16 protein-coding genes are annotated in these 20,002 nt (G+C 52.7%); 9 read left to right on the forward strand and 7 right to left on the reverse strand.

Going from position 1 to position 20,002, the window contains the following annotated elements; translation table 11 throughout:
- Positions 1 to 117: 117 nt before the first annotated feature.
- The 5 genes from CWS72_RS07360 to tnpC all read left to right on the forward strand — a co-directional run bounded on the left by CWS72_RS07360 (position 118) and on the right by tnpC (position 7,318).
- Positions 118 to 1,479: a glycosyltransferase family 4 protein gene (locus CWS72_RS07360; protein ID WP_101249920.1), complete on the forward strand. Its 1,362-nt coding sequence runs from the start codon at positions 118 to 120 to the stop codon at positions 1,477 to 1,479.
- Between the two features lie 331 nt (positions 1,480 to 1,810).
- Positions 1,811 to 3,934 carry an FkbM family methyltransferase gene (locus CWS72_RS07365; protein WP_146002663.1) on the forward strand — a complete coding sequence of 708 codons (2,124 nt, stop codon included), beginning with the start codon at positions 1,811 to 1,813 and terminating at the stop codon, positions 3,932 to 3,934.
- A 146-nt stretch (positions 3,935 to 4,080) separates the two neighbouring features.
- Positions 4,081 to 5,267 (forward strand): IS3 family transposase gene (locus tag CWS72_RS07370; RefSeq protein WP_101249922.1). Its coding sequence is split into 2 segments (ribosomal slippage): positions 4,081 to 4,333 and positions 4,333 to 5,267, totalling 1,188 coding nucleotides; the frame shifts between segments, so codons are not numbered across the junction.
- 128 nt (positions 5,268 to 5,395) lie between these two features.
- Positions 5,396 to 5,722: an IS66 family insertion sequence element accessory protein TnpB gene (gene tnpB / locus CWS72_RS07375; RefSeq protein WP_274540588.1), complete on the forward strand. Its 327-nt coding sequence runs from the start codon at positions 5,396 to 5,398 to the stop codon at positions 5,720 to 5,722.
- Positions 5,723 to 5,839: 117 nt separating this feature from the next.
- Entirely contained in the window at positions 5,840 to 7,318 is a 1,479-nt protein-coding gene (tnpC, locus tag CWS72_RS07380) for an IS66 family transposase (protein WP_101249967.1), read from the forward strand.
- Between the two features lie 131 nt (positions 7,319 to 7,449).
- Here tnpC and CWS72_RS07385 read toward each other — a convergent pair whose 3' ends face one another.
- The 4 genes from CWS72_RS07385 to CWS72_RS07400 are packed head-to-tail and all read right to left on the reverse strand — an operon-like array spanning position 7,450 to position 11,649.
- Positions 7,450 to 7,701 (reverse strand): acyl carrier protein, encoded by a 252-nt coding sequence (locus CWS72_RS07385; protein WP_101249924.1) that lies wholly within the window; start codon positions 7,699 to 7,701, stop codon positions 7,450 to 7,452.
- Between the two features lie 32 nt (positions 7,702 to 7,733).
- Entirely contained in the window at positions 7,734 to 9,617 is a 1,884-nt protein-coding gene (locus CWS72_RS07390; RefSeq protein ID WP_101249925.1) for an HAD-IIIC family phosphatase, read from the reverse strand.
- 2 nt (positions 9,618 to 9,619) lie between these two features.
- Positions 9,620 to 11,221, reverse strand: coding sequence for a radical SAM protein (locus CWS72_RS07395; protein ID WP_101249926.1), 1,602 nt, complete (start codon positions 11,219 to 11,221; stop codon positions 9,620 to 9,622).
- Positions 11,218 to 11,649: a MaoC/PaaZ C-terminal domain-containing protein gene (locus CWS72_RS07400; RefSeq protein WP_101249927.1), complete on the reverse strand. Its 432-nt coding sequence runs from the start codon at positions 11,647 to 11,649 to the stop codon at positions 11,218 to 11,220. Before CWS72_RS07400 ends, CWS72_RS07395 begins: the two co-directional genes overlap by 4 nt.
- 196 nt (positions 11,650 to 11,845) lie before the next feature.
- On the opposite strand from CWS72_RS07400, the gene CWS72_RS07405 reads away from it, so the two are divergent.
- Together CWS72_RS07405 and CWS72_RS07410 are read left to right on the forward strand one after the other, a co-directional pair.
- On the forward strand, positions 11,846 to 13,342 hold the full coding sequence (locus tag CWS72_RS07405; protein WP_101249928.1) for an MBOAT family O-acyltransferase: 1,497 nt from the start codon (positions 11,846 to 11,848) through the stop codon (positions 13,340 to 13,342).
- A 1-nt stretch (position 13,343) separates the two neighbouring features.
- Positions 13,344 to 14,357: a hypothetical protein gene (locus CWS72_RS07410; RefSeq protein WP_101249929.1), complete on the forward strand. Its 1,014-nt coding sequence runs from the start codon at positions 13,344 to 13,346 to the stop codon at positions 14,355 to 14,357.
- A gap of 157 nt (positions 14,358 to 14,514) precedes the next feature.
- Here the strand turns inward: CWS72_RS07410 and CWS72_RS27390 are convergent, their stop codons facing one another.
- The 3 genes from CWS72_RS27390 to rfbC all read right to left on the reverse strand — a co-directional run bounded on the left by CWS72_RS27390 (position 14,515) and on the right by rfbC (position 17,243).
- Positions 14,515 to 15,651 carry a rhamnosyltransferase WsaF family glycosyltransferase gene (locus CWS72_RS27390; protein ID WP_146002664.1) on the reverse strand — a complete coding sequence of 379 codons (1,137 nt, stop codon included), beginning with the start codon at positions 15,649 to 15,651 and terminating at the stop codon, positions 14,515 to 14,517.
- A gap of 136 nt (positions 15,652 to 15,787) precedes the next feature.
- Positions 15,788 to 16,660: an SDR family oxidoreductase gene (locus CWS72_RS07420; protein ID WP_101249931.1), complete on the reverse strand. Its 873-nt coding sequence runs from the start codon at positions 16,658 to 16,660 to the stop codon at positions 15,788 to 15,790.
- Between the two features lie 40 nt (positions 16,661 to 16,700).
- A complete protein-coding gene (gene rfbC / locus CWS72_RS07425) occupies positions 16,701 to 17,243 on the reverse strand; it encodes a dTDP-4-dehydrorhamnose 3,5-epimerase (RefSeq protein WP_101249932.1) in 543 nt (180 codons plus the stop codon).
- A gap of 1,038 nt (positions 17,244 to 18,281) precedes the next feature.
- Between rfbC and CWS72_RS07435 the strand changes: the two genes are divergently transcribed.
- Both CWS72_RS07435 and CWS72_RS07440 read left to right on the forward strand, forming a co-directional pair.
- Positions 18,282 to 19,127: an ABC transporter permease gene (locus CWS72_RS07435; RefSeq protein WP_146002665.1), complete on the forward strand. Its 846-nt coding sequence runs from the start codon at positions 18,282 to 18,284 to the stop codon at positions 19,125 to 19,127.
- A gap of 4 nt (positions 19,128 to 19,131) precedes the next feature.
- Positions 19,132 to 19,896: an ABC transporter ATP-binding protein gene (locus CWS72_RS07440; protein WP_101249935.1), complete on the forward strand. Its 765-nt coding sequence runs from the start codon at positions 19,132 to 19,134 to the stop codon at positions 19,894 to 19,896.
- Positions 19,897 to 20,002 lie beyond the last annotated feature (106 nt).

Here is a 20,002-nt window from a genome sequence, read left to right on the forward strand (position 1 = left end):
CCCTGTGGGGTGGCCGCCCTTGCGTGCCAACGACGAAATATATGTTTATCGTGCATCAAATCAGGTGTATAAAAATACCAATTCGCATGTTTATGTAATAAGGATTCGCGATAAAAGATGAGCAATGTGGAATATTTCTTTAAGAAAACGCAAGAGTTAGTTCTTCGGAAAATAGTTTCGTTGGCAAAAATGTTTGCGAGTGGCGATCTTGGGGGAATCTTAAACGCGCTTTTCCATAATGGGGGTGTTGTACTTATAAAAGGCGGTCAATTTTTTTTAGCGATGTCAATCCCGGAGGAGGTAAAGAAACAAGAAAAGATCGTATCGGATCCTGTGGTATCAACCGCACCTTTTTTGGAGCAATATCAGAGAATTTTTGACTCAGTATACCATTTTAAGAGCTGGAAAGAACGCGAGGGCGAGGCTGGCGCTGCCAGTTCTAGCCGGAATACCCCAGAATTTATTTGGTTTGTTCCTGACTGGCTCAATGTTTGGGGGGGGGGTCATTATACGCTGTTTCGATTTGCCCAGCGGTTTGCCGAAAGAGGCGGAAAACACCAAATCATATATATTTATGACAATAAAAGACACTCTTCTCCAGATCATCTCCAGTCTGAATTGGATTTTGCGATAAGAAATTGTAAACTGGAAGTGATTGTCGATCCGAAAAAACTGCCGCCTTGCGAAGCAGTGATTGCCACGACGTGGCAATCCGCATATTCGGTACGGGCGTTCCCTTTTGCCAAGAATAAGTTCTATTTTATGCAGGACTATGAAAGTTTATTTTACCCCTGGGGTACTGCATCCATGCAGGCAAATGCAACCTACGGGTTCGGATTTAGGGGTATCACCGGCGGTACTTGGCTCCGGCAGATTTATGAGGGGCATGGGGGGGTGGCAGAAAATTACCGTTTTGCTGCCGATAAGGACATTTTTTACCCAGCATCCCCCGGCGCCAAAGTCCGTGCCGACGTCAAACGTCTGTTTTTTTACGGTCGTCCGTCAACGGAGCGGAGATGTTTTGAGCTGGGTATGGCCAGTTTAAATAAAATTGCCGAAATTTATCCCGACGTGGAAATCGTGATCGCAGGATTAGATTTGGATGTCCCCCCCCCCTTCAAGGCGACCTTGCTTGGGAACCAATCTCTACAAGCGACCGGCGATCTATACCGAAGCTGCGATGTGGGCCTGGCCTTTTCGGGAACGAACCTCTCCTATCTACCGGTCGAACTCATGGCTTGCGGTGTTCCTGTTCTGACGAACAGGGGGCCGCACGTCGAGTGGCATTGTCATCATGATGAGAACTCTTATCTCATCGATCCCGTGCCGGAGGCTGTTGTGGCTGGGTTCCAAGCGCTCTATGAAAATCTGACGCTGCGCCAGAAATTGGTTGACGGAGGGCTTAAGACCATGGCCGGCCTATCTTGGGAAAATGAAATGGATAAGATCTACGACTACGTTGAACGTTCGCTGAACTAAGCGGAAAAACCGACTTTTTCTGGCCTCTCCCGCCGTCAGGTAGGTTGAGTAACCGGTATGTTGATCTTGGCTTAGGTACTGGTTCTAATCGATAGGTATTTATCGCTGTGATACGGGCGCCAACGGGGAAATTTTCTTTTTTTTCGGATCTGTGATGGTATCTCCGTTGCGGAAGAACGTGATCCGCAAGCGACACCCTTAGCTAACTTCCCTAGTTCATTGTTTCGAGTATTGATATGGAATGATTGAGTCTAATGTCAGTGGAATAATTCGAGTTTAAACAGTGGATTCTGCGGAGTCCTTCTACAACTACTTATGGTGGGTGTGAATCGTGACGCAAAGAAGTAACTTTCAATCTGGTTTGAAACGGATTGCTCATGCAATGAGGATGAAGGGAGCCGCATGGCTTGCTGGTGATCGAAATCCGGAAAATAGTTTTCAACGGTTACTTGATATCCATCGGGAACTTGAACGAGACAAGCGCACCGTCGATGGCCAGCTAAATGAGCTTCTCGATATCCATCGGGAACTTGAACGAGATAAGCGCGCCTCCGATGACCGCGTAAGAGAGCTTCTTGAAAAAGACGAGGTGTCGGAGCTTCGTTCCGCCTTTCGGAAGGCTAGTTTCTTTTGTGTGCATGGAGCAGTGATTGAGGCTCCTTATCCGCCGGTATCTCCGCAAATACAAAATGCTCTCGCCGAAGAAGGATATGAGAGCGTGGAATTGTATCTAGGCAGTCAACTTATCAGGCGCTCGGACGCGGTACTCGACCTGGGCTCCGGCCTGGGGCTTAGTGCTATTGTCGCGGGTATGGCCGCAAATGAGGGGAGCGTGACAGGGCTTGAAGCCGACCCCCGCGTTGCTGATCTTGCTCAGCGCAATGCCAATCGGAACGTGAAGAATGTCACTATTCGAAATAGCGCCGTTTCAGTCGAAAGTGGTGTTTTCAAGTTTTTCCAGGCACCTGATTTTTTAGCTAACTCACTGTTTCCACTTGAAGGTGCGACCGAAATTTCGGTGCCATGTGTTGCGTTTGCTGATCTGATTGCTGAGTTGCAACCCGATGTCATCACCTGCGACGTGGAAGGTGTTGAGCGCAATTTGTTTGAGGGCGTTGATATTTCTTGCGTTCGCAGCATTGTTTTGGAAACACATCCCGTCCATATCGGTGACGATGGGGTCCAAAAATGCATCGCGGATTTAGCTGAGGCCGGATTAAGAAAAATTGATCACCTCTGCTGGGGGCCTGTCCTCGTCTTCAGTCGGGACAAACAGGACCAGTATATCGAGCCGTTTAGGATAAAGCCGCGCGGCAAAAAAAAAAATCAGTATGTAGCGCCATTTCATCTCCACAATCTCCCTGACGTAGAAATTATTCGTGATATTGATTCTTATAGACAAAGTAATAGTGTCCATCAAGGATCTACTTTTGTTTGGTATTCTCCTAATTGGCTCTATTGGTGGGGAGGCGGAATTTATACAATTCTTAGATTTGCAAAATTCATAGCGGATAAAGGTGTCAAGACAATCATCTACGTATATGATAACAGAGGGTATCCTTCGCTCGAAAAACTTCGTAGTGACCTTGACGAGGCCTTTCCCGGCCATTCGATTACGCTGACGACTAGCATTTCCGAATTACCTGAAGGGCATGTCGCGATCGCGACCACGCATCAATCTGTATTTTCGGTTCTTCGCGCCCCGCCTTGCTCGGCCCGTTTCTATCTCATGCAAGAATATGAGAGCCTTCTCTATACGGGCGGTACGCAGGCGGAACAAGCCAATGCAACCTACCAGCTTGGTTTTAAGGGAATTTGTGGCGGAGATTGGCTGCGCTCAATCTTTATGTCTTATGGCGGAAAGGCCATTAAATTCGAATTCTCTGTCGACCGCTCTGTTTTCTATCCCAGTCGGCCTATCTCGGACGAGATCAAACGTCTTTTCTTTTTCGGGCGACCGACGAGTGATCGCAGGATGTATGATCTTGGTGTTGCGGTACTTCAAGCCATTCATGAAAAGTATCCGCATATCGAAATTATCATTGCCGGGCTCGATGATTTGCCGGAGCTCCCTTTTCCAGCCACCTATCTCGGTAACCTTATGATAGAGGAAACTGCTGACCTCTACAGAACGTGTGATATCGGGTTGACATTCTCCGGCAGCAACCTGTCTTACCTGCCCTTGGAACTCATGGCCTCGGGTGTTCCCGTCTTGACCAACCGGGGTCCACAGGTGTCTTGGTTCTGCAAACACCTTGAAAATGCTTATTGCGCCTATCCCTTTGTCTCTGCATTCCTCGACGGCTTTACCCAACTCGTCGAGTCAAAGGCGTTGCGGGAGAGATTGGTGAGGGGTGGTCAGGAATCTGTAGTTGCCACATCTTGGGCCAGCGAAGCTGACAAGATATACGCTTTCATCTCAGCGGAAATTGGCTGGGATGGATCCCAGCGGTGAGGGCCGCCTTCCTCGGGGCTGGGGCAGCATAGTAATTTAGCAGCGCTGCAGGCATTGGTGTTTGCAGCGCTGTTAGAGGCAGTGACCTGCCCCCGGAAAATTCCTCCAGTCTGAGTTAGAGTCCGCCCTTATGGAAGGACGGACGAATGAAGCGCAGCAGGTTTACGGAAGAACAGATCATAGGAGTGCTGAAGGAGCACGAGGCGGGCATGAAGACCGCCGATCTGTGCCGCAAGCACGGGATCTCCGAGGCAACGTTTTACAACTGGAAGGCCAAGTTCGGCGGGATGGAAGTGTCGGAAGCCAAGCGGCTGAAGGCGCTCGAGGACGAGAACGCCCGGCTGAAGAAGCTGCTGGCGGAATCGATGCTGAACGAGGCGGCGCTGAAGGAGCTTCTGACAAAAAAATGGTGAGGCCCGCCGCCAAGCGGGAAGCTGTCGCTCATCTTCGGAGCCAATTCGGGATGAGCGAGCGCCGGGCCTGCGCGGTTCTTGCCGTTGATCGTAAGACGGTCCGTTATCGCTCGCGCCGTCCTGCCGACACCGAGTTGCGGACCCGCCTGCGCGATCTGGCGGCGGAACGGCGCCGGTTCGGCTATCGGCGGCTGTTCATCCTGCTCCGGCGGGAAGGAGAGCGGTCGAGCCTCAACCGCATCCATCGGCTCTACAAGGAGGAAGGCTTGACGGTTCGTCGGCGCAAAGGGCGACGCAAGGCGATTGGCACCCGCGCGCCGATCCTGGTTGTAGCCAAGCCCAATGCCCGTTGGTCGCTGGATTTTGTCCACGACCAGATGGCCAACGGGCGGCGCTTCCGCATCCTCAACATCGTCGACGATGTGACCAGGGAATGCCTGGCAGCCATCCCAGACACCTCGATCTCGGGCGTTCGGGTTGCCAGGGAAATGACGCTGTTGATCGCCAAGCGCGGCAAGCCGGGGATGATCGTCTCCGACAACGGGACAGAGTTCACCTCGAACGCCATCCTGGCCTGGTCGCAGGATCACGGGATCGACTGGCACTACATCGCGCCCGGCAAGCCGACGCAGAACGCCTACGTCGAATCCTTCAATGGCCGGATGCGGGACGAACTGCTGAATGAAAGCCTGTTCATCAGCCTCGCCCATGCCAGAGCAGTCATCGCCAACTGGATCCACGACTACAACACCGCCAGGCCGCACTCATCGCTTGGCTATCAGACACCCGCGGCTCACGCCGCAAATTTGCAAGCAACTGGGTCGGCCTCTCCGCCCCTCCGGGGCTCCGGGGCCGACCCAGTTGCTCAGATCGCGCCCACGGGCGTAACGTTGGGCGAGACTCTACCTATGGCTGGATGAAAGCTCGGGGGCAGGTCAGGTGACGCCGAGTTGCGGATTGGCCGGGACGTTGAGCCGGGCGCTATCATGGCGGCGATCCGGGCGCTGAAGGCGCCATCGTGATCGGTCCCTCCGGCGCGATCCGCGTCATGGTGGCGACAAAGCCGGTGGACTTCCGTAAAGGCGCCGAGGGACTGGCGGCGCTGGTGCGCGAGGCGATGGGAGCCGATCCGTTCTCCGGAGTGATTTACGTCTTCCGCGCCAAGCGGGCGGACCGGGTGAAGCTGATCTTCTGGGACGGCACCGGCATGGTGCTGGTGGCGAAGCGGTTGGAAGAGGGCGCGTTCCGCTGGCCGCTGGTACAGGATGGCGCGATCAGACTGTCCGCAGCGCAGTTCCAGGCCCTGATGGAGGGCCTGGACTGGCGTCGTGTTCATGAGCCGCAGCGGGCCGTTGTTCCGGTGGCGGCAAGCTGAGAAAAAGCCCGGAAAGGCGCCGAAAATCTATCGCAAGTCATTGGTAAATATGGTTGAATCTGTCTTGTGAAAAAGACAGAAACCGCCCTTCCCGATGATCCCGAACAGCTCAAGGCGATGGTTCTCGCCGAACGAGCCGAGAGCGAGCGGCTGCGCCAGATCATCGCGGCGCTGCAGCGTCATCGCTTCGGACGCCGGGCGGAAAGCCTGCCCATCGAGCAACTCCAACTGGCCCTGGAAGACGTCGAACAGGTTGAGGCGGCCAGCGAAGCCGAGGCGGAAGAGAAATCCCCGGACCAGCGCAAGGTCCGCGCCGCCACGCGTCGGCGGAACCGCGGTGCGCTGCCGGCGCACCTGCCGCGGATCGAAACGCTGGTCGATATCGAAAGCACCGTCTGCCCCTGCTGCTCCGGAACCTTGCACCGGATCGGTGAGGACGTCTCCGAACGCCTCGACATCATCCCCGCGCAGTTCCGGGTCCTGGTGACCCGCCGGCCAAAATATGCCTGCCGAACCTGCCAGGATGTCGTGATCCAGGCGCCGGCACCGGCCCGCCTGATCGAGGGCGGGCTGCCGACCGAAGCGACGGTCACCCAGGTGTTGATCGCCAAATACGCCGATCACCTGCCGCTGTACCGACAAGCCCAGATCTATGCGCGCCAAGGCATCGCCCTGGACCGTTCGACCCTGGCCGATTGGGTCGGTCGGGCCGCCTTTCTGCTGAAGCCGGTCCGGGACCGGCTGCTCGATAAGCTGAAGACATCGACCAAGCTGTTCGCCGATGAAACCACCTGCCCGGTACTCGATCCCGGACGTGGCGTCACCAAGACCGGCCAGCTCTTCGCTTATGTTCGCGATGACCGACCATGGGGTGGCGGCGATCCGCCAGGCGTGGCCTATGTTTACGCGCCCGATCGCAAGGCGGAGCGGCCGATCGCCCATCTTGCCGGCTTCCATGGCATCCTCCAGGTCGATGGCTATGCCGGCTACAAGGTGCTCGCCGGGAAGGGCGACGTACGGCTCGCCTTCTGCTGGAGCCATGTCCGCCGGAAATTTTACGATCTGGCCCAGAGCGGGCCGGCGCCGATCGCCTCGGAGGCTTTGCTCCGCATCGCCCCGCTTTATCGGATCGAAGACGATATCCGAGGGCTACCACCCGAGGAGCGCCGCGCCGAGCGCCAGGAGCGCACCCGGCCGCTGATCGATGCGTTGGAACCCTGGTTACGCGAAAAGCTGTCGCTGATCAGCCAGAAGACCAAGCTTGCCGAGGCGATCCACTACGCGCTCTCGCGCTGGGCCGGCCTCTGCCTGTTCCTCGACGACGGGCGCGTCGAAATCGACAACAATACCGTCGAGCGGAGCATCAGGCCGTTGGCCCTTACTCGCAAGAACGCGCTGTTCGCCGGGTCCGACGGCGGCGCCGAACACTGGGCCGTCATCGCCTCACTGATCGAAACCTGCAAGCTCATCGGCGTCGAGCCCTATGCTTACCTCAACGACGTCATCACCCGCATCGTCGCCGGCCATCCGCAAACAGGCCTCGACGATCTGCTGCCTTGGGCTTACGCCGCCGCCAGTATCAAGGCCGTGGCCTGAGAACACCGCTTACGGATGAACAGCCAGTCCAGGCGATCCTCGCCGGAGGCGATACCCTGGAATGACACCGAAGGAGGCTGATGAGACTGCCGCCGGAGTGTCTTACGATCGACGCTCCGGCCCGGTACTGGCTATTGCCCGTCGGACATCTCGGTGAGCAGCCGGACCATTTCCCCGACATTGCTCAGCTTGCCGACAGCAGCCGCACTGAGCCTGATGTTGAACTCGTTCTCGACAGCCAGCACCAAGCTTATATGGCTAACGGAATCCCATTCATCGATGTCCTCAGCGGTCATGTTATCGTGAATTGATATCGAGTCGTCATCAAAGGTTTCCTGGAATATCCTATTAAGACGCTCACGGATGTTCTGTTCGTTAGCCATATTTCTGCTTTCGTTGACGGATTGACGATTTTCTACGAAGTGGCCACGAGTCCATCTTTCGTAGCCGTCCTCCTGCGGATCGTAGTGGAGAGACCCGGTGCGCCGGTATCCAACTCTAACCGCCAATGGGTGGTGCCCGCTTCCTCCCCGGCGGGGGAGAACCCAAGCCGGGCGTACAGGCCCGCAACCAGTGTATTCTTCCTACTTGGCACATAGAGCCCGGTCACTGAGGTGCAGCCGAGTTCGCGTGCAAGTCCGACGATTTCGTTGCGGATGAACTCTTCCATGCCTCGTGAGAGAACACGGCAACTCATCACCCAGGTGTCAATGTGCAGGACGGCGTCCGCGCGACGCTCAAGAATGACCGCTGAAATCAATCCATTGTCGCCGAAACGGTCGCGCAGTCCAAACCAGCGGCCATAAACCACCGTTTCGTCAACCTTGGCATGCAGTTGAGCCTCTGAATAGCGTGTCCCAGTCAGATGGAACTGGTTGCTTTTCCCGATCAGCTGGGCTACACGGGGAAGGCGCAGTGGGTCGAGGTTGCCAACGTCCGCCACCATCTCCAGGCTTTTCAAATAATCGGTAGTGTTCGTGAACGACGAGGCAAAGTCCTGACGCCGGGCGTTGTCCCGATAATAGGTTGCCCGTTGCCGATCTTCGTCTCCGAACGATGTCGTTTCAAAATAGGCTTCTTTAACCAGAGCCGCGACGTAGTCAACCGGATCCTCCGGCAATTCCGGCACCGCCACCATGGGCAAATAGGTACGCACCAATTCGCGCTCGACTGGGTTGTCGTCAAGGAAGACCAGCGAATCGAGACCGATGTTAAGCAACTCGGCGATCTCACGGATATTGTCAGCCTTGTTGTTCCAGTTGGCGCGAAACACCGAAATGTCGTCGAGCGACAGCCGCATGTCCGGGTGGCAAAGGAATGGAGCCTTGGCATTCGATTCGTCGTTCTTGCTGCTGACGGAGAGGATGACGCCTCGCTCTTTGAGCGCTTTCAGATACGCTTGAATGCCGCAAAACGCTTCGCCGTCAGCGCCACTACCCAAACGGATGCCCTCGATTCCGTCGTCGCCGATCACCCCTCCCCATAAGGTATTGTCCAAATCGGCGACCAAACATTTCCTGGCAAGCCCTGCCATCGCTGACAGCACCGCAGCGGACTGCTGGGCGACCAGTCCTGTGGCGCCGAATGCGAACGCATGCTTGGAGTGGTACCAATAACGCTGATCTACCCACCGTCTTTTACCATATAGCGCGGCGACGTGATCAAGGTCGAACAGCATGACCCCCGATGGTCTCCTGGCCGCTAATCCAAGATTATAGGACCGTAAAAGCGAGCGAATGCTCCAACCGACATTGACTTCGAAATTTCCGAACACGTCGATCACGGGAACGTCAGCCGTATTATGTAGGATCTGGCAGTCGCATCCCTTCCGTATGGCCCGCCACAAGTTGGCCGTACCATCCACGGCCGCATCGACAACCTTGCCTACCATTTGCGCATCCGCGCCGGGCGGGACAGAAATCAATACGTCGCGATGGGTGGAAAATATCCAGGTGACATCGGGTTTGAAGGCATAAAGCCCACTCTCATGATCGAGGATGGTCTGCTCGATCGTATCGAACGGCGCCATCCAGATGTCCAGTGCCAGTCCTTTCAAGGCGGCCCAAAACCCGAGCACCTCGGCAAAATGATCGAGGGTACAGCCAGCCAAGAGGGCAATCCGCATGGACCGGAGCCCCAGGGCTTCGGGTGGGATGGCGCGCATCAAGCGGGCCATCCGCTGCTGAATAGGGAACTCGTGATCGGGAGATGCGATTTTCCCCAACTCCCGATAGGCTCCGTGGAAATTTTCCTCTGCAATGAGTGCTTTGATGTCGGCAAGTGCTTCGCGGATCGACATGATTATCGCTGTGCGGCCTCCCGGATACTGGTAAGCCGTTCGGGTGCAATCTCGAACCGGCCGTCCAACTGGTCTCGCATGATCGTGTTGATTTCACCCTGGATCGTGCGAATCCCTTCGTTGCTGAGCCCCTGATCGCGAAGGTATGCAAGGTACCAGAGACTGGTATCCGGATCGATGAACAGACGGTTGCGAATCGTGCGAAACATTTCAAGTTTACGCTGGCTGGCTGTCTGGTAGTCCATCGTAGCATGCGTCCAGTTGGCACCGCCACCAGTCAGGCGCCATTTCTCGCGATCAGCATGGACTTTGGTGTTTTCCATATAGAAAAATTCTTTTAAAGAGTAATAGTCTATAGGATATTTCTCGATAAATCTGATGTTCTCTTCAAGGGTCTCGTCTGTTTCACCAGGGAAACCCAGGACAAAAGCGGCAAGAGACGCGATCCCATGTTTTGCCAATAACTCTATACCGCGTGCAAAATCGGCACTGGTTGCCTTCTTGTTCATATTCGCTAACACGGTATCCGATGCCGATTCGATACCGAGATAAACGCCGCAACACCCCGACTGTTTCATCAAGCGGACGATTTCGTCATCGACGAATTGGACGCGCAGGAATGAGTACCATTCGAAGTCATACTCGCAAAAGATCTGCAGCAGTGCCTTGAAGCGCTCCCTAGGCACGTTGAACGTATCGTCGATAAATATGATCTGCCGTACGCCGGGCATGCGTGAAATGGCGTCGAGGTGGGTACGAACCAAGTCCGCGTCAAGCGTTTGCCAACTGCGTGCCGTCGTCGGATACGAGCAGAAGGCGCAGGAGAACGGACAACCGGCAGCGGTTCGGATCTGGATTGTTCGATTGAGGAAGGGAAGATCCAGCTTGTCCCAAAGCGCCGGCACCTCGCCGAGCAGCGGTTCATTCCAGCGACTGCCGGTGGTGGTGAAGCCCCCCCTTTTTAGGATACAGAGGTTGGGAATGTCCGTTATCGACACCCCGGCCTTGCGGGCGAGCAACATTGCCCGCAGATCCGGCTCGGAATTGAAAGCGTGCAAGGCGTAGGTCAATCCGCTACGCCGCATCAATCCTTCCACCTTATCAAGGCCTCGGTCTGCAAGGCTGTTGATGAAGGCGCCGCCGGCCACGATCTCCATCTCGGGATCGAGCCGTAGCAACATCTTGGCGATGTGTGCAACCTGCTTCGGCGTCAAGTAGAAGGTCGTCGATAGCCCGACTAACGGCGGTCTGCTGCACGAGGCGTACAGCGCGGCAAAGCGATCCCATTCGGAATCGATGTTGTTGATCAGCGCGACGTTGAGCCCGTCAGCGGCCAGCAGGTTTGCCAAGTGGGCGCCACCCATCGACGGCAGATGCCAAATATTAAGCGCTTGGCGACGCTGAACGTAATCGGCGTCAGCATAAGCGGGACGACCGCAGGCATCGTCGATCAGATCCAAATGTCCCATGAAGCGATCTCGATGACGCACCATCCGCGGATACACCAGGGTACTGAACATGTCGAGGCGATCAAGCGGCAGCTTGGATATCGCCTCGGCATCGACAATGTTGGACTGGCATATCAGAATCAGGTCCGGAATCATGCGGTAAAACCTATCTGGGCCTTGCCTCGAGCCACCAGCACATCATCTGCGAGGCGGATTACACCGACATCGGCGGAAAATGACCGGACGGCTTCACTGAGTTGTTTGACGCGGGCGGACAATTCCAGCCTGTCTCCTGCATGGACGGGAACCAGATAAGTCATGGCCAGCGACTGCACCAAACAATAGCGACCTGGCAGATGGACCCCGAACAAACGAGATACGAGCGCGGTCATCAGCGCTCCGTGGGCCACCCTGCCCGGAAAACCAAGATCATGGGCGAATTCGTCGGAAATATGCAGAGGACTGATGTCTCCACTCAGTGCCGAAAAAGCATCGATCTCCGCCTCGGTGATCGTATGCTCGAACGCAACCACCTGTCCTGGTACGAGTTGATCAAAGGTATAAGCCGCGACCGCGCTGGACAAAAAAACATCCTCTACTTCCGAAAGCGTCCCGGGCCAACCTAACCCAACGGCATTACCAAGAGAAGTCCATTGATCGCTGACCTGCTGCCATCGGCGAGAAGGATGGTATACTGCGTTCCCTGAAAGCCGTTGTCAGCCGCAGGGCGGCTACGGCATACTGTCCGTCTTTCATTTGGGGCGCCTCGTTAGGATTTCAATGGACGTTACGTCAATCTGGTTTCTCCCGTTTCTGACGATTACTTTGGCGCTGCACTCCTTGTCCCTGCGACGGGCTTGGCGAATAGGCGTTCTACTGCTCAGCAGTTGCGTATTCGTGGCGTGGAGCGCTCCATCGGTCATGGCGCTCTGCCCTTTGGCCGGCTTCGCAATTTTGGGGTTTGGCTTGATCAGAATGGCCGGGGCAACCCAAATACCCCTTGCCGTTAACGTCATCGCCGCCATCGCAGCGTTCGCATATCTCAAGCAATATTCTATACTGCCACTTAAAGCACTCCTTTCGTATCCCTATATGACGGTTGGTCTATCGTATATATTGTTCAGAGTTTTACACCTGATCATCGATGTCCGCCAAGGTGAAGTTAAAAAAAATATCGGAATCATTGATTATTTTTTTTATATTATATGTTTCTTCAATTTTTTATCTGGCCCGATTCAGCGTTACCAGGAATTCTTTGAGGAAACAAAAGGCCCTTCGCCTATAACCGACTCATCCGCGCGCCAAGGACTCTGTCGCATTGCGTCAGGCTATGCCAAGGTGATCGTGCTTTCCCCACTGATCAAGAACGGGTTCGATAATGTCGCGGCAATGGCCGCCACATGGCCGGCCGGCGGCGATTTTTTTGGGAATCTTTTGACTTGGTTTTGCCCCGAACTCAGCCCTGGCCCGTTTTATCACGAGGCGATTCTCGTTGCGGAATTTGCGGCCGCAATCCCGATGTATATGCTGTTTCTCTATATCAATTTTTCAGGGTACATGGACATCGTCGTCGGCTGCGGTAAATTGTTCGGTTATCACATTCCGGAAAACTTTGACCATCCACTGAACTCCGGAAATATGTTAGAGTTCTGGTCGAGATGGCATATCACTTTGTCCACTTGGTTCAAGATCTACTTATTTAATCCATTGTTACGATTGTTGACATCATGGACCAAAAATCCGAAGCATGCGCAATATTTTGCAGTACTGTCATTCTTCGTTACCTTCCTGATAATGGGAATATGGCATGGAACAACATACGTTTATATTGTTTATGGCGTATTTCTCGGGGCCGGGGTAAGCCTGAATAAACTATACCAAACGCTTTTTGTTAAAACATTCGGTAGAAGTCGGTATAATGCTCTGTGTAGGAGTTGGATATACCAGAATACGTCTCGAACAATGACGCTAAGCTATTTTAGCATTTCCCTTCTTTGCCTATGGAACAGCGCAGAAGAATTAAAAAATACATTGCTATCCCTTTCCACACACGGTTCTATTTCGGTGATCTGTGGTATCCACCTGCTTCTTTTCATGATATTGCCCCTGTATGATGGGCTGTGCCGGTTGTTCACCGTGCTATCTCAGCGACTGGCCTCCGTCGTCGGGACTGCGATCGCAACCACCGTGTGGACGGCGGCCAACGCACTCTGTGCAATCTATTTCGCGCTGGCCCAGATTTCATCGGTACCGGCGTTCATTTACAAGGGGTTTTAGGGTGATAAGCGTCGTTCGCCAGTCGGCACTCGTCGCCATGTTCATGGCGTTGATCCACGGCGTCTGCATTCTGGTCGCGAGCACGCAAATCCCGGCAGACGTACCAAACTATGCCTATCGATGTAACCAAAACATTATGGCCGCACCCCAGATAGTCGAGTACCTGCTCTTCTATCGGCGTGCATTTGCCAAGCCTGGCCCAAAACTCATATTACTCGGCTCATCCAACGTCGGATTTGGATTGCAGGCCAAAGAGATCGAAGAACTGCTGCCGGGAACGACCGTATTCAGTCTCTGCATGGGCAGCGCTAATATTACGCAGTTAAGAGAAATAGTGGATCTTGTGTTCGAAGATTTGCCAAGATCAGAGTTCAAGAATACCACAATAATACTTGGCCAAGCGTACAACATTTTTATAGATGATAAGGCGCGATGGGGGGGGGCGGATACGCAACTAGACCAGATAAAGCTGAATTTTTTTGGCCTGTTCCACCATGATCGGACCGGAAAAGTCGTTAGCGTGTTGCCTGCTTCGGTGATGCATATTGCAGGAATTCTCCTTCTGCCCAATCGTTGGCTGGCGCGGATCGCCAATGTCGGCGGAGAGGTCTGGAACGCGAAGGCGATCGTTCCTATGCTCTATCGCGACAGAGACGATAGAGTGGATGTGATGAACAAAGCGTGGTTTACGGTCTTCGGAAATTCACCGGTTCTCAAAGATGAGCAATTCGTCCGCCTTGTTGATCTTGTCCAGTCTGTGACCAATAAGGGGAGCCGTTTCGTCGTGGTCGATATGCCAAACCCGCGATGGCACAAGGCGACATCCACCCATTTCGCGGATTATCAAAGCCGCAAGGTAGGGCTTATTCGCTTGATAGAATCCATCCCAAATGCACACTATATAAATATGCAGGATCTAGACGACGATTCGATTTTCTATGACGCAACCCACGTCCTTCCCGAAGACACATACTTATTGAGCGATAAATTAGTCAAAGAACTACACAAATTGTAGGTAACGTTACTAGGCATAGATGGAGAAATAGCGGCGCACCAACATTTTAGATTAGCTTGTTTCTGCCGTCGATCTGTCCAAACAGACGGGGCCACGTCACCTCACACCAAGCCAGCGCTTAACCCGCCCACATCAAAATGAAAATGCAACTGTAATGTTAGTTCAGCGAACGCTCTACATAGTCGTAAATCTTATCCATTTCCGTTTCCCAGGACAGGCCGGCCATGGTTTTGAGCCCTCCATCAACCAATTTCTGACGTAGCGCTTTATCTTCATAGAGCGCTTGGAATCCAGCTACGACGGCTTCCGGAACAGGTTCGGCGAGATAGGCGTTCTCTTCATGATGGCAATGCCATTCGATGTGAGGTCCGTTGTTCGTCAGGACTGGGACGCCGCAGGCCATGAGTTCGACCGGGAGATAGGAAAGGTTCGTCCCCGAGAAAGCCATGCCCACATCGCAGCTCCGATACAAATCTCCTGTTGCCTTGAGGGATTGATTTCCTAACAAGATTGCTTTGAATGGCGGGGGAACGTCCAAATTCAACCCGGCGATCACGATTTCCACGTCAGGATAAATTTCAGCGATCTTTCCCAGGCAAGCCATGCCCAGTTCAAAACATCTCCTTTCTGTCGATGGGCGACCATAAAAGAACAGGCGTTTGACGTTGGCACGGACTTTGCCGTCGGGAGCTGCTGGGTAGAAAATATCCTTATCGGCGGCAAAACGGTAATTCTCCGCCGTTCCTCCATGTGCTTCATAAAGCTGACGCAGCCACGCGCCACCGGTAATTCCCTTGAATCCGAACCCATAGGTGGCATTCGCTTGCATGGATGCCGTGCCCCATGGGTAAAACAGGCTTTCGTAGTCCTGCATAAAATAGAATTTATTCTTGGTAAAAGGGAACGCCCTTACCGAATATGCGGATTGCCACGTCGTGGCAATCGCTGCCTTGCAAGACGGCAGTTTCTTCGGGTCAACAATCACCTCTAATTTGCAATTTTTGATTGCTAAATCCAAGGTCTTCTGAAGTTTTTTTTGGTTGATCCGCCGCGTATTGTTATATATAAACAATATCTGTTTTCTTCCGCTTCTTTCGGCAAATCTCTGGGCAAATCTAAACAACGTATAATGCCCACCGCCCCAAACGTTCAGCCATTCGGGGACGAACCAGATAAAATTAGAGCTTTCGCTGGAGGTCGACTCGGCTAGAGGGGCGGAACTCCCTCCCTGTTCTTCCCATGGCCGAAAACTGAACACTGAAGAGACCGATGCAGTGTAATCGACGGAAGACATAAGAGCGCTTCCACCATTACGAAAGACAAGAGAAAACCACGATGGGAACAATCTAAATAGACAGTATGTCGCCGTTTTCAACAGGCCGTATTGTCGCAAATGAAAAATAACATTCCGCAAAACTACGCTATTTACCTTAGTCACGGTCGGAGAACTCCTTGAGATACTCACGAAGGTCTTCTCTCCAATAGCGTGGCTTCCACTCGGAATCTTCGTTTGGAAGATAAATGGATTCGATACCTTCAAAAGATGGACGAGGGGCAGAAAGAGGAAACTCCGCAGAAACAACGGGTGATACGGTTCCTTTAAAGGAAAGAACTTCAGCAATTTCTCTGGCTATCTCAAATCTATTTACTAATCCAGAGGATGTATAATGATAAGTGCCTAATCGTCTTTCTTCGAGAGATCTGACAATGAACCGAGCCAATTTTAACGCGTTTGTGATGGTTCCATATTTATCGGTCACGGATCTGATGTCCGACACGCCATCTCGCACTTGTTGAACAATCTTACCAACAAACTTATGGTCATGTTGGACGCCCCCGCCGATCATCCAGCCAGCACGAATTACCATGCTGTTTCGGCCACACCATGTTCGGAGCGCATTTTCGCCATGAAATTTTGATCTTCCATAATAATTTACGGAATGCGGAATATCCAACTCATTATAATAAGGTTTTCCCTCGGCCCCAAAAACGTTAGATGTGGATATATACAGCATCCAGGCGTTATATTGTCGGGCCTTCCTGGCGATTGTTTCAGTTGCTATATGATTATATAGGCCGGCATGTCGAGGATCCCTTTCGCAGAGATCGACATTTGTCTCCGCGGCAAGATGTAAGATGGCCGTCGGCTGCAAGTTATCGATATAGCTTTCCATAAGGCTGCTATTCGATATGTCGAATTGATCTCTTTTCGGAGTGAATATGTTTAGCCCAGCTTCCATGGCAAATTGGCAAACATATCGGCCAAGCATTCCCGTCGAGCCAGTGATAAGTATCTTTTCCATCGGAAACTCGGTCCCATTTTACTAGAAAAAATAACTGCGTTTAAAAGTAATCCGCTTCCTTAAAGGATTTTCCTTTAAGATCTTTTGGAGACAGGATCGGGGCTCCTTCCAGGGGCCATTTAATATCCAATGTTGGGTCATCCCACCTGACGCAACGTTCAAACCCTGGGGCATAGTATGCCGTCGTCTTGTATTGGAAATCGGCAATCTCCGATAGAACGTAGAATCCGTGAGCAAAACCAACGGGGAGCCAAAATTGCCGATGGTTATCTTCGCTCAGCAGTGCACCAACCCATTTGCCAAAAGTCGGTGAGGATTTTCTCATATCAACAGCCACGTCATAGACCGCACCGCGAACAACACGCACCAGCTTCCCTTGGGGCTGTTGAATTTGATAATGAAGTCCCCTTAAAACACCTTTTGTTGATCGTGAATGATTGTCTTGGACAAAGGTACCGGTTTCGCCAACTATTTCCGAAAAATTTTTAGCATTAAAGCTTTCCATGAAAAATCCACGGCTATCTCCAAATACTTTCGGTTCAATAATCAGGAGATCTTCTGCCTCCGTATGAATAATTTCCATGATTCCCACCTATCTATATTTCAATATTACAATAATTTATGCAAAAACTCCTCAATGAAAGGTGTATTTGCTTCCCTGCGGGCAACCTTATTGCAAGCTCGCATTAAGGTCAAGTGGAGAGAGATCTCGCACGTGTACGAATAAATTAACAAAATATCGTCGATAACATAATATATATTATTACGTATAATATAGAGAAAATATTTCAAATATGGAGTTTTGGTAAAATACCCACGCAGTGTTGGTTTCTGGATAAGTAATGACTGGTTCTGTCTGAATAAGGTTTCCATTCCTCGACTAGTAGTGATTACTTTTTTGAAAGATCCGTCGATACGTCGGCGGCCCAAGGCAATTCGGTTCTCGGTTCTCGGTTCTCGGTTTTCGGATTTCGGTATGCGTTGCTCGTGTAAGACGATCTCGCAACGCAACGTTAGGTGGCTAAAATGTCTGCAGTTATGGAGATTTACGTGAATCATTGGTCCACAGCTCACGCCACGTTTCGATGAGAAGGCGCATTGAGACTTGGACAATCGCGTTGCGCGTCCGCTCCCGTACAATCATTGGGGAACGCCGTGCAGCCCGTAGGGCAAATGACGCCGTAGTCGATCCGCCAGGCGTGATAAAATGTGCATGGGTCGGTAAGGCAACCTAGCATGCTCCGCCAATTGTCGTCGGGATTGGGCCTGCTTCCTTCGTCCAGTGCGCGGCTTTGTCCAGGCTTCACGACGCCCAGGCAAAGCTTGCAACCAAACTCCTCCGGCGTTCTCATCGCGAGGCCTGCTGGACCTGGGTAGACAGCCTGCGAGATGCAATGTTATAAGCGGGCGCAAGTTGCCCCTCGTTGCTCGTCGGTGGAGAACTTTTTCCTGTATCAGGGTTCCGATTCGAAAGGGGTCGTTTGACAAAAAACGAAGGGGTGTATCTTTGGCTAATCCCTTAATAAGGCCGTTTAGAGCAGCTTATATCAGCCAATTGTTTTGAAATCGGCTGAATTTCAACCTTTTCCGCGAGTGTGTTAGTGTGGTTCAGGAACAGGTCGTGTCGATAAAATCGCGTGCGGAACTTGCGTCCGTCGAGGGTATAAAGTCGCAGAAAAAAAACTCTATGGGGCGGGCATGGGCCGATATCTTGGATGGTGGCCGGCTATATTGGCTGTGGACCCGGTTGGCCTATCACGACATAAAGATGCGATACCGAGGATCGGTAATTGGACCGTTCTGGTTGACGCTTAGCACCGCCATCATGGCCACCATGCTGGGGACCTTGTATGCGAAGCTATTTCATGTCGATATACAGGATTTTCTGCCATATGTTACTATTGGATTGATCGTTTGGCAGTTCATATCCTCCGCGATCAATGAAGCCTGTATGACGTTCGTCGCTGTAAGTTCGGAAATCCGGCAGGTATGCCTGCCATTTTCATCTCATGTCTTTCGATTGGTTTACCGGAATCTTCTGGTCCTCGCTCATAACATCGTCATTCTCCCAGTGGTTTTGGTCATCTTCCCGCCGAAGGTTGGCATGGAAACATTGATGTTGTTTCCCGCTCTGCTCATTCTGACGCTCAATGCCGTCTGGCTGGCATGCTTGCTGGGGCTCTTGGGAGCAAGGTTCCGTGATTTACCGCAGATTGTTGCCAATGTCCTACAGGTTCTTATTTTCATGACGCCGATTTTTTGGCGACCCGAAGCGCTGGGTGAGTATCAATTCCTAGCATACTATAACCCGCTTTATGCCGCCGTCGACATTTTGAGAGCGCCCATGTTCGGTGCGTGGCCGGACAGCACTTCCTGGCCGATGATGTTAGGAGTGACCGCGTTTGGATGTGGTCTCACCTTCGCTTTGTTCACGCGATTCCGTGGGCGAATCGCCTATTGGGTTTAACGACATGTCTTTTTTGCGTCTTCGCAACGTTTCTATCCATTTTCCCATTTATCAAGGAGGAAGCCGATCTCTAAAAAAAACGGTCTTGGCTTCGACGAGCCGTGGGAATCTTGCGCGCGATGCGGCGGAACGTATCATTGTTCGGGCGCTGGACAGCGTCGATTTGGATATCGAGAGCGGAGATCGCTTGGCGTTGATCGGGCCTAATGGGTCCGGAAAATCGACCATGCTGAGGACGCTGGCCGGGATTTATGAGCCCACCAGCGGTGATCTTTATGCGGAAGGCCGGATATGCTCTCTTCTGGACAGTACCGTGGGGATGAATCCTGACGCCACAGGCCAGGAGAATATCGTCTTGAGGGGCATGTACTTGGGGATCCATCCGGCGTCTATGGCCCAATATGTAGACGAAATAGCTGAGTTCACCGAGCTTGGGGATTATTTGGAAATGCCGGTGCGGACTTACTCCGCAGGCATGGCCATTCGGTTAGCCTTTGGCATTTCGACGTGCATTTGTCCGGACATCCTATTGATGGACGAATGGCTGGCAGCCGGGGATACCCACTTTCTGGACAAAGCTCAGAGGCGCCTTGAGTCGTTCGTTCGAGAATCGAGCCTCTTGGTTTTAGCCTCTCATTCTCTGCCATTGCTTGAGAAATGGTGTAACCACGCCGTCTTCTTGTACCAGGGGCGTATCGTGGCACAGGGTACGGTAAAGGACGTCTGGCAGGAATACGAAGAAACCGTGGCCGCAGGAAGGGCCGCCTAGTGCATTGACTCAAACAGAAGATACAACGGGCAGGCGCTGAAGTTTTGCAAGGATGACGTCGGCCGGCTTTGTCCAAACGAATGGCTTTGAATTTTTGTTGTGCTCG

Origin of the sequence: Telmatospirillum siberiense (genome assembly GCF_002845745.1) — a bacterium.
Lineage (GTDB): Bacteria > Pseudomonadota > Alphaproteobacteria > Rhodospirillales > Magnetospirillaceae > Telmatospirillum > Telmatospirillum siberiense.

Bases quoted from the DNA above. Each gene is read 5' to 3' on its own strand.
- CWS72_RS07405 (WP_101249928.1), top strand. From the start codon at position 11,846: ATGGACGTTACGTCAATCTGGTTTCTCCCGTTTCTGACGATTACTTTG.
- CWS72_RS07390 (WP_101249925.1), bottom strand. From the start codon at position 9,617: ATGTCGATCCGCGAAGCACTTGCCGACATCAAAGCACTCATTGCAGAG.
- CWS72_RS07395 (WP_101249926.1), bottom strand. From the start codon at position 11,221: ATGATTCCGGACCTGATTCTGATATGCCAGTCCAACATTGTCGATGCC.
- rfbC (WP_101249932.1), bottom strand. From the start codon at position 17,243: ATGGAAATTATTCATACGGAGGCAGAAGATCTCCTGATTATTGAACCG.
- CWS72_RS27390 (WP_146002664.1), bottom strand. From the start codon at position 15,651: ATGTCTTCCGTCGATTACACTGCATCGGTCTCTTCAGTGTTCAGTTTT.
- tnpB (WP_274540588.1), top strand. From the start codon at position 5,396: ATGGTGGCGACAAAGCCGGTGGACTTCCGTAAAGGCGCCGAGGGACTG.
- CWS72_RS07440 (WP_101249935.1), top strand. From the start codon at position 19,132: ATGTCTTTTTTGCGTCTTCGCAACGTTTCTATCCATTTTCCCATTTAT.
- tnpC (WP_101249967.1), top strand. From the start codon at position 5,840: ATGGTTCTCGCCGAACGAGCCGAGAGCGAGCGGCTGCGCCAGATCATC.
- CWS72_RS07420 (WP_101249931.1), bottom strand. From the start codon at position 16,660: ATGGAAAAGATACTTATCACTGGCTCGACGGGAATGCTTGGCCGATAT.
- CWS72_RS07360 (WP_101249920.1), top strand. From the start codon at position 118: ATGAGCAATGTGGAATATTTCTTTAAGAAAACGCAAGAGTTAGTTCTT.
- CWS72_RS07385 (WP_101249924.1), bottom strand. From the start codon at position 7,701: ATGGCTAACGAACAGAACATCCGTGAGCGTCTTAATAGGATATTCCAG.